This window comes from Cyanobium sp. N5-Cardenillas, from assembly GCF_024345515.1.
Lineage (GTDB): Bacteria > Cyanobacteriota > Cyanobacteriia > PCC-6307 > Cyanobiaceae > Cyanobium.
In genome coordinates this window covers 1-8144 of the sequence record NZ_JAGQBG010000143.1, presented here as the reverse complement: position 1 = coordinate 8144, position 8144 = coordinate 1, and the positions used below count along the sequence as shown (strand labels likewise).

General features: G+C 70.5%; 9 protein-coding genes. 3 read left to right on the top strand and 6 right to left on the bottom strand.

All coding sequences use genetic code 11. From position 1 onward, the window contains the following. The 4 genes from KBZ04_RS11580 to KBZ04_RS11565 all read right to left on the bottom strand — a co-directional run. A partial coding sequence (locus KBZ04_RS11580) for a cation-transporting P-type ATPase (protein ID WP_254992074.1) occupies window positions 1-780 on the bottom strand: 780 nt, incomplete at its 3' end. 57 nt (window positions 781-837) lie between these two features. Then, window positions 838-1482, bottom strand: a complete 645-nt coding sequence (locus KBZ04_RS11575; RefSeq protein WP_254992073.1) for a thermonuclease family protein — start codon at window positions 1480-1482, stop codon at window positions 838-840. Window positions 1483-1510: 28 nt separating this feature from the next. Next, window positions 1511-2890, bottom strand: coding sequence for a nicotinate phosphoribosyltransferase (locus tag KBZ04_RS11570; RefSeq protein ID WP_254992072.1), 1380 nt, complete (start codon window positions 2888-2890; stop codon window positions 1511-1513). A 95-nt stretch (window positions 2891-2985) separates the two neighbouring features. Beyond that, on the bottom strand, window positions 2986-4002 hold the full coding sequence (locus tag KBZ04_RS11565; RefSeq protein WP_254992071.1) for a bifunctional nicotinamide-nucleotide adenylyltransferase/Nudix hydroxylase: 1017 nt from the start codon (window positions 4000-4002) through the stop codon (window positions 2986-2988). A gap of 241 nt (window positions 4003-4243) precedes the next feature. Here KBZ04_RS11565 and KBZ04_RS11560 point away from each other — a divergent pair, with 241 nt between their 5' ends. Both KBZ04_RS11560 and KBZ04_RS11555 read left to right on the top strand, forming a co-directional pair. Further along, window positions 4244-5422 (top strand): phosphotransferase enzyme family protein, encoded by a 1179-nt coding sequence (locus KBZ04_RS11560; protein ID WP_254992070.1) that lies wholly within the window; start codon window positions 4244-4246, stop codon window positions 5420-5422. Then, window positions 5422-5970: a DOMON-like domain-containing protein gene (locus KBZ04_RS11555; RefSeq protein WP_254992069.1), complete on the top strand. Its 549-nt coding sequence runs from the start codon at window positions 5422-5424 to the stop codon at window positions 5968-5970. The genes KBZ04_RS11560 and KBZ04_RS11555 overlap by 1 nt, the downstream gene beginning before the upstream one ends. Window positions 5971-5994: 24 nt before the next feature. On the opposite strand, the gene lipA is transcribed toward KBZ04_RS11555, so the two are convergent. Together lipA and recR are read right to left on the bottom strand one after the other, a co-directional pair. Continuing rightward, window positions 5995-6903, bottom strand: coding sequence for a lipoyl synthase (lipA, locus tag KBZ04_RS11550; RefSeq protein WP_254992068.1), 909 nt, complete (start codon window positions 6901-6903; stop codon window positions 5995-5997). Window positions 6904-6927: 24 nt separating this feature from the next. Further along, window positions 6928-7497: a recombination mediator RecR gene (gene recR, locus KBZ04_RS11545; RefSeq protein WP_409995969.1), complete on the bottom strand. Its 570-nt coding sequence runs from the start codon at window positions 7495-7497 to the stop codon at window positions 6928-6930. 137 nt (window positions 7498-7634) lie between these two features. On the opposite strand from recR, the gene psbP reads away from it, so the two are divergent. Continuing rightward, a partial coding sequence (gene psbP, locus KBZ04_RS11540) for a photosystem II reaction center PsbP (protein WP_254992067.1) occupies window positions 7635-8144 on the top strand: 510 nt, incomplete at its 3' end.

Here is an 8144-nt window from a genome sequence, read left to right as displayed (position 1 = left end):
CAGGGCCCAGGCCACGAGCCGGCCGGAGAGGTCCGCCAACCGCTTCTGCAGGGGGGTCGGCTCGGGGCGGGCGGTCTGGATCAGGGTGGCGATGCCGCCCAGCACGGTGGCCATCCCCGTGGCGGTCACCACGGCCAGTCCCCGCCCCCGTCCCACCTCGCTGCCCAGAAACAGGCAGTTGCTGCGCTCCAGCACGGGTGTCCCGGCCGCCAGCGGCGGTTCGGCGCGCTTGTTCACCAGTTCGGCCTCGCCGGTCAGGGCCGCCTCCTGCAGCCCGAGTTCGTTGCCCTCGAGCAGCCGGGCATCGGCGGGCACCCGATCGCCGCTCTCCACACGGATCAGGTCCCCCGGCACCAGCTGGTCAGCAGGGAGGCGCTGCCAGTGGCCCCCGCGGCGGACCCGGGCCAGGGGCTGGGCCAGGTTCAGCAGACTGCGCAGGGCCAGCAGTGCCTGGCTCTCCTGCAGGTAACCCAGGAGGGCGGTGAGGGCCACGATCAGCAGGATGGCGGTCGCGTCCTTGGGGATGGCGTGCTCCAGCGCCGCCAGTCCGGCGGACACGGCTGCCACCGCCAGCAGCAGCACCAGCATCACGTTGCTGAACTGATCCAGCAGGATCCGCCAGCGTCCCGGGCCCGGTGCCAGGGCGAGTCGGTTGGGCCCGGCGCTGGCCAGGCGGTCGGCCGCATCGGCCTCGCTCAGGCCCGCTTCGCCCACCCCGAGGCGACGCAGGCATTCGCCCCCCGAAAGGGCCTGCCAGGCCGTGGCCTCGGGAGGGAACATGGCGGCCACCCGGTGGCACCTTGACCCTAGGCGGCTGCGGCGACCCCGAAGGGCGGATCAGCGCAGACTTTCGCAGGCCTCGCCGTCGCCATCGGAGTCCAGATAGCCGTGGCCCTGGCGCAGCAGCTCCTGGGCCCTGGCGTGGGAGCCGATCTGGCTGCAGTAGTGGCGGCGCCCGTCGGGGGTGGTGCCATCGGGGATCCTGGCGGAACGTCGGCCGCGCCGGAAGTCCCAGGGCCGGGTGATCCCACCCGGCACCTGCCAGACGCCGAGCCCCTGGCGGCGGGCCCGTTCCTCGGCCGCCAGGTAGGCCGGCCCGTCGCAGCCGGCCAGATAGCGCCGGTAGGCGAAGGCCAGGCCGTCCTCCACCAGGGCCAGGTTGACATTGGTGTCACCGATGACCTCGGCCACCGTGCGCCCGAAGCGATCGCTGCCGTTGGGCTGGATCGTCACCGGCCGCCCGACGGCCAGGCGCATCTGGAGGGCCTGGCGCGCCTGCTGGCCCCAGGGGCTCTGGGCCGTTTCGGGGGCATCGATGCAGGCCAGCCGGACTGTGATCCGCTGCTGGCCGCGGCGCACCCGCAGGGTGTCGCCATCGCCGACCGAGACCACGGTGGCCCGGAAGGCCGGCGCCGCTGCCACAGGCCCGGCCGAGAGCAGGGCGAGCAGGATCAGCAGCGACGGCAACCGTTGGCCGGGCATGGCGCCGGGGATGGGGCAGGGAGGGCCCTCAGCCTTGCATCGCCCGGGAGCGCACCTCCTCGAGGCTGCAGCGCCGCCGCAGCGCCCCGTTCTCGAACACGGTCTGGAGGCAGCTGGCCGGATGGGGCTCCGGTCGCTCCAGCACCACCGTCCGATAGCCCCGTTCGTCCCGGATCAGGTCGAGCACGCCGGCCTTGCTGGTCTTGGCGGGATCGGTGACGGGGCTCTTGTGCACCGGGTGGATCCGGCCGGCCCGCTCCACCCACGACACCTTGTAGGCGAAGCGCTGGCTGTCCCGGTTCACCTGCTGCAGCAGGCCGCCACCCATGCCGAAGGCCACGTTCTCGACGCTGAAGCCCGCCGCCAGGATCGCTTCGAGCACCAGCGGCAGGCTGGTGGCGGTGATGCCATCCCCCTGGATCACCCGCACGTGCTCCAGCACCCGGTAGCCCTTGCCGTTGAGCCGGCTGCCGAAACGGGCCTCCAGGCGCCGCAGCAGCTCGGGCACGATGGCCACCGGATCGCCCGAATCGGGCCGGATCACCACGGTGGCGCCCGAGGCGATCACCTGCTCCCGCAGCTGCTCGCCCCAGAGATGGTCGACGGCGTTCCAGAGGTCGTAGGAATCTGACACCACCGCCAGCACGGCACCGGGCCTGGCGAAGCGGTCGAGCATGGTCCGGTAGGCCTCCAGCTCGTGTGCCTGCCCCCAGGCCAGGATCGTGGAGTGCTCGGCGGCGGGAATCGAGAAGCCGGCCATCGGGCAGTCGTAGTGGCGCCGGCCCGCCACCAGGGCGGCGACGGTGTCGGTGCCGCGGAAGGCCACCAGGTGGGCCAGCCCGCCGATGGCGGCGCTCTCGTGGCTCGAGACGCCGCGGGAGCCGAAGTCGTGCAGGCGGAAGGGGAGTTCGGCGGCCGGGTCGTCGGCGGTGCGCTCCAGCGCTGCCCGCAGCAGCTCCCGGAAGTGCCAGCTGCGGGTGGCCACGGTGGTGGGGTACCAGAGGCGCAGCAGCAGGGTCTCCACCCAGGTGATCAGCCAGGGCAGGGCCGGATCGGTGGACTCCACCGTCATCAGCACGTTGCCGGTGGGCACGCGGCTGCCCTCGGGGACGGCCCGGATGCGCAGGGGCAGGCGACCGCCATGGACGCTGACCAGGCGCTGCCAGCCCCCACGGTTGAACGGCAGGCCGTGGGCGCTCCAGAGGTCGGCGGCCTCTTCGATATCCCCCTGGGTGACGGGCCGAGCCAGGGTGGTCTGCAGCAGCATCTGCAACCCGAAGAACAGGGTCTCCGGGTTCTCGCCGCCACGGCTTTCCAGATAGGCCCCCATCGCGGTGAGATTCGGGGGGTACTGGAGCCAGTGGCTGCCTTTGTAGCTGTCGGTGTCGAGCAGAAGATTGACGTCCATGGAGTGCGCTCCGCACGGGGTGGATGGGTCGCCCCGGCCCGGTCTCCCCGGGCCGCAGGCGTTGATGGGTCCGCCGTCGGCGACGGCGGCGCCGCTCAGAGGCGGGAGATGAAGTGCTGGATGATCTGGACGTGGTCCTCGAAGAAGCTGTCTTCGTGGGCGTAGATGTCCGCCAGGGGCATCCAGAAGGCCTTCTCGGCGTCATCGCCCCCGCGGACGGAGGGCAGAGCTCCGCCCTTGAGCTGGATCAGGAAGGCGTGGGTGATCACCCGGCCCCTCTGGGAGCGACCCGGGGCATCGAAGACGTGGCGGTCGGCGATCGACCCCTCCAGCACCGGTCTGGGCACCTTCAGACCCGTCTCCTCGCGCAGCTCCCGCAGCATCCCCTCCACCACGATCTCCTGCTGGTCGAGGTAGCCCCCGGGCAGGGCGATCAGCCCCTGGCCGGGCCGCACCCGGCGGCGCACCACCAGCACATGGCCCGACTGGACCACCACCGCGTCGGTGGTGACGAAGGTGGGCGGGTAGGGCGCCACCGACCAGATCTGGCGGTAGCCGGCGATGAAGTCGGCCTCCTGGCGCAGCCAGCGGTAGCGACCCGTGTCCCGGTAGTCCGTCAGAAAGGCCCGCACCGCCTCCGGCACATGGGAGGCCCACTGGGAGTTATCGGCGTCGGAGAAGTAGGCCTGGCGAATGGCCGTGGAGTGGACCTCGCTCTTCAGGGGCACATCCTGAAAGTCCCACTGGGGGAAGAGGTCGAGGTAGTAACTGCTGCGATCCTTCCGGTGACCGATGAGCAGCACCCGTTCGTCCTCGGCCGTGACGGTGAGCACTTTTTGCTGCACCTCCGCCAGCCAGAGATTGTCGGAGTAGAGATGGTCGCGGATCGGGATCACCTCCAGCCGGCGCTGCCACGCGGCCGGCAGGGCGGCGCGGATCATGGCCTCCCGCTCCTCACTGCTCCAGGGGTTGCGGGTGTCGGGGGCGCAGCGATGGCTGCCCAGCAGGAGCAGAAGGCGGTCGGCCCTTTCGAGGGCCGATGCGATCAAAGAAAGATGCCCTTCATGAAAGGGCTGGAACCGTCCGATGAGGACGGCGACGTCGTGATTCATGGTGAACCTCAGAATCCCTGAGATGGGGCCCGCCTCACCGGCAAGCTTTTCCTATCTAGCACGATTCCCGGGACGGTTCCGCGGTGGCCCTCAGACCAGCCGCTGCCCCGGTGGACCAACCTGAAGACAGCGATGCTGGAGAACCTCGGTGGTGGTTGTGTGGTCCTTTCGATCACATCGCGCTGATCGGCAGAGCGTGTGGAGGGCACGGTGCTGCCTGGGTGGGTGACACCACGACGGCATGCGAACATCCGCAGCGTCGCCACCGCTGCAGCCGGCCATGACCCAGGGGGACGCCAATGGCGAGCTGGCCGCCATTGCCGCCGCGTTCGATCTTCCGGGTCCGATCCTTGACCTGGAGCGTCTGGGCAACGGCAATGTCAACGACAGTTATCTGGTCGTCTGCGACGGGGACCCGTTGCAGCGCTTTGTGCTCCAGCGCCTGAACCGGACGGTGTTTGCGCAGCCCGAACTGGTGATGGCCAACATGATCGCTGTCGCCGAGCATGTCGAGGCGCGATTGAACGAGGGTTGTGCCCTGCTGGCTGAGCGCCGCTGGGAGCACCCCCGGGTGGTGCTGAGCCGCGTCGACGGGCGCCCCTGGGTGGAGCGGGACGGTGGCTTCTGGCGGCTGATCAGCTTCATCGAATCCTCCCGGAGCTTCGATCTGGTGGCCAGCGCTGCTCAGGCCAGGGAGGTGGGCTTCGGGCTGGGCGTTTTCCACCACCTGATCAGCGACCTGCCCCCGGCCGGTCTGGCCGACACCCTGGAAGGCTTTCACGTCACGCCCCGGTATCTGCAGCATTACGACGCGGTGCTGGCCAGGGCGCCTGCCGCTGCGGCGAGCGAGGAGATGCACTGCCTGGCTTTCGTGGAGGCGCGGCGGGACTTTGCTTCGGTGCTGGAGGCGGCAAGGGAGAGCGGCCAGCTGCGCCTCCGCCCCATCCACGGGGATCCCAAGGTCAACAACGTGATGATGGAGGCCGGCTCCGGCAGGGCCTGCGCCCTGGTGGATCTCGATACGGTGAAGCCTGGACTGATCCACTACGACATCGGCGATTGTCTGCGCTCCTGCTGCAATCCCCTGGGGGAGGAGACGGCGGATCTGGAGGCCGTCTGTTTCGATGTCGCCCTCTGCCGGGAGGTGCTCAGCGGCTATCTGGCCGCCGCCTCAGGGTTTCTCACCGCTGCCGACTACGACCATCTCTATGGGGCGATGCGCCTGATCAGTTTTGAGCTCGGCTTGCGTTTCTTCACCGATCATCTGGCGGGCAACGTCTATTTCAGGACCGACCGACCGGGCCACAACCTGCAGCGCGCCCTGGTGCAGTTCCGGCTCACCGAGAGCATCGAGGCCCAGGAGACCCAGCTCCGGGACCTGATCGCTGAGCTCAGGGCCGACCTCGCCGTCGTCCGCTGATGGCCGCGTCCGTGTCCCAGCGCTTCGAGCTGCGCCCCTTCGATGGCGGCAGGGCGTCGCCGGCCCTGGAGCTGGGGGGTGAGATCGACCGGCAGGGCCGGCGCCTCCTGCTCCGCTTGCGGCTGGCAGGGGCGATCGCGTCGGTGCGTCTGCCGGTGCCGGTGGCGGCCCCCGCGCGCCGGGATGGCCTTTGGGCCACCACCTGTTTCGAGTGCTTCTGGGGCGTCGAGGGGGCGCGGCCCTACTGGGAGCTCAACCTGTCCCCGGCCGGCCACTGGAACCTCTACCGGCTGGAGGATTATCGCGATGGTCTGCGGCCCGAGCCCGGCTACGACCTGCCGCCGCATCGCGTCGTCCGCGACGCCGGCGCGCTGACGCTGCACCTGGACCTGCCGCTGCCGGAGGGGCTCGCCGCGGAGGTGCCGCTGCAGGTGGGGATCACCAGCGTGATCGAGGAGTGCAGCGGGCGACTGAGCTACTGGGCCCTGGCCCATCCTGGGGCCGAACCCGACTTCCACCGCCGGGAGGCGTTCCTGCTGCGCCTCTGAGCAGGTCGGCCTGGGCGTTGGGCCTCAGCCGGCGGCGTGGTAGCTGCTGCGCACCAATGGGCCACTGCGCACCTGGGCAAACCCCATGGCGCTGGCCAAGGCGCCCAGCTCCTCGAACTCCTCCGGTTTCCAGTAGCGGGCCACGGGGATGTGGGCCAGGGAGGGGCGCAGGTACTGGCCCAGGGTGAGGCGCTGACAACCGGCGGCCCGCAGGTGCTCCAGGGTGGCCACCACCTCCGCGGCCGTTTCGCCGAGCCCGAGCATCAGACCGGATTTGGTGGGAATCTCCGGCGCCAGTTCCCGGGCCGCTGCCAGCAGCTCCAGCGAACGGCCATAGGTGGCGCCGCGACGCACCTCCCCCTGCAGGCGCTCCACCGTCTCCAGGTTGTGGTTGAAGCACACCGGCGCGGCGGCCAGCACCGCGGCCAGCCGCTGCCGCTGGGCCAAGCGACCCGCTTCGGGATCGGCATGGCCGCCCCAGAAATCGGGCGTCAGCACCTCGATCATCACCTGCGGATCCCGGCGGCGGATCGCGGTGATGGCGGTGGTGAACAGGCTGGCGCCGTGGTCGGCCAGGTCGTCGCGGGCCACGGCGGTGAGCACCACATAGCGCAGGTTGAGCACCTGCACCGCCTCCGCCACCCGCTCCGCTTCGCCGGCGTCGAGGGGGAGCGGCGCCCTGCCCTTGTCCACCTGGCAGAAGGCGCAGCTGCGGGTGCAGATGGGCCCTCCCAACAGAAAGGTGGCCGTGCCGGCGGCATAGCACTCGCCCCTGTTGGGACAGCGCCCCTCCTCGCAGATGGTGTGCAGCCGCTGCTCCCGGACCACCCCCTGAACCCGTTCGGTGGCCGAGGCCTCACCGAGGGGGCGACGGATCCACTCCGGCAGCCGTTCGGCGGGGGGGATGGCGCTGTAGCGGCTGGTGGCGGTCATGGTGTCGCGGTCAGGCGTCGGGGGTCATTCCATGCGCCGGCGTCCTTCGAACGCCCGGGCCAGGGTCACCTCATCGGCATACTCCAGCTCCCCCCCCACCGGCAGTCCGTAGGCGATGCGGGTGACGCTGGTGAAGGGCTTGAGCAGCCGGGCCAGGTAGAGGCTGGTGGTGTCTCCCTCCACGCTGGGGGTGAGGGCCAGGATCACCTCAACGACCCCCTCCCGGTCGACCCGCTCCACCAGGGGCTGGATCTGCAGCAGCTCCGGACCGATGCCATCCATCGGCGAGATCAGTCCGCCCAGCACGTGGTACTGGCCGTGGAACTCGCGGCTGCGTTCCATCGCCAGCAGGTCGCGGGAGTCGGCCACCACACAGATCTGGCCGTTGCGCCGTTCCTCGTTGCGGCAGATCTCGCAGAACTCCTCGGCCGAGAGATGGAAACAGCGCCGGCACTGCCCCACCTGGGTGCGGGCCGCCAGCAGGGCATCGGCGAAGCTGCGGATCTGCTCTTCCGGCTGGCGCAGCAGGTGCAGGGCCAGCCTCTGGGCCGTGCGGGGCCCGATGCCCGGCAGGCGTTCGAACTGGTCGATCAGCCGGGCCAGGGGTCGGGTGAAACCGCTCAGCGATCCGGCCGCAGGTGGGGGGAATCTAGGCGGCCCGCTCGCGCCCGGCAGGGCGCCGGGTGAGGATGGCACCGGCTCCTGCCAGCTCCCCTGCCCCGCCCCGTGCCATGGGTTTCCCTGCCACCCACCAGCCCGTTGCCCCCGCCCCCGCCGTCCCCTGGCGCGCCCGGGGCGGCTCCTTCCTGGCGGCCCTGCTGCTGACCCTGCTGCTGGTGGGCTGCAGTGCCGCCGCCGCCGGCCTGAACTCCTTCCAGAGCCCGGATGGCCGCTATGCCTTCCTCTATCCCACCGGCTGGACCCGGGTGCAGGTCAGCAATGGTCCCCAGGTGGTCTTCCACGACCTGATCAACAGTGACGAGACCCTCAGCCTGGTGGTGTCCGAGGTCACCCCCGATCGGGATCTCAGCCAGCTGGGCAGCGCCGTCGAGGTGGGCGAGACCCTGCGCCGCAGCGTCATCTCACCGGAAGGCAGCGGCCGCGACGCCGAACTGGTGGAGGCCCACGAGCGCGAGCAGGGCGGCCGCACCTACTACGACCTCGAATACACGGTTCACCTGGCCGACCGGGATCGCCACGAGCTCGCCACGGTGGTGGTCGACCGAGGCCGGCTTTACACC

Excerpts from the sequence above, each read along its gene's own strand:
- KBZ04_RS11575 (WP_254992073.1), bottom strand. The coding sequence starts at position 1,482 with ATGCCCGGCCAACGGTTGCCGTCGCTGCTGATCCTGCTCGCCCTGCTC.
- KBZ04_RS11570 (WP_254992072.1), bottom strand. The coding sequence starts at position 2,890 with ATGGACGTCAATCTTCTGCTCGACACCGACAGCTACAAAGGCAGCCAC.
- KBZ04_RS11565 (WP_254992071.1), bottom strand. The coding sequence starts at position 4,002 with ATGAATCACGACGTCGCCGTCCTCATCGGACGGTTCCAGCCCTTTCAT.
- KBZ04_RS11560 (WP_254992070.1), top strand. The coding sequence starts at position 4,244 with ATGCGAACATCCGCAGCGTCGCCACCGCTGCAGCCGGCCATGACCCAG.
- KBZ04_RS11555 (WP_254992069.1), top strand. The coding sequence starts at position 5,422 with ATGGCCGCGTCCGTGTCCCAGCGCTTCGAGCTGCGCCCCTTCGATGGC.
- lipA (WP_254992068.1), bottom strand. The coding sequence starts at position 6,903 with ATGACCGCCACCAGCCGCTACAGCGCCATCCCCCCCGCCGAACGGCTG.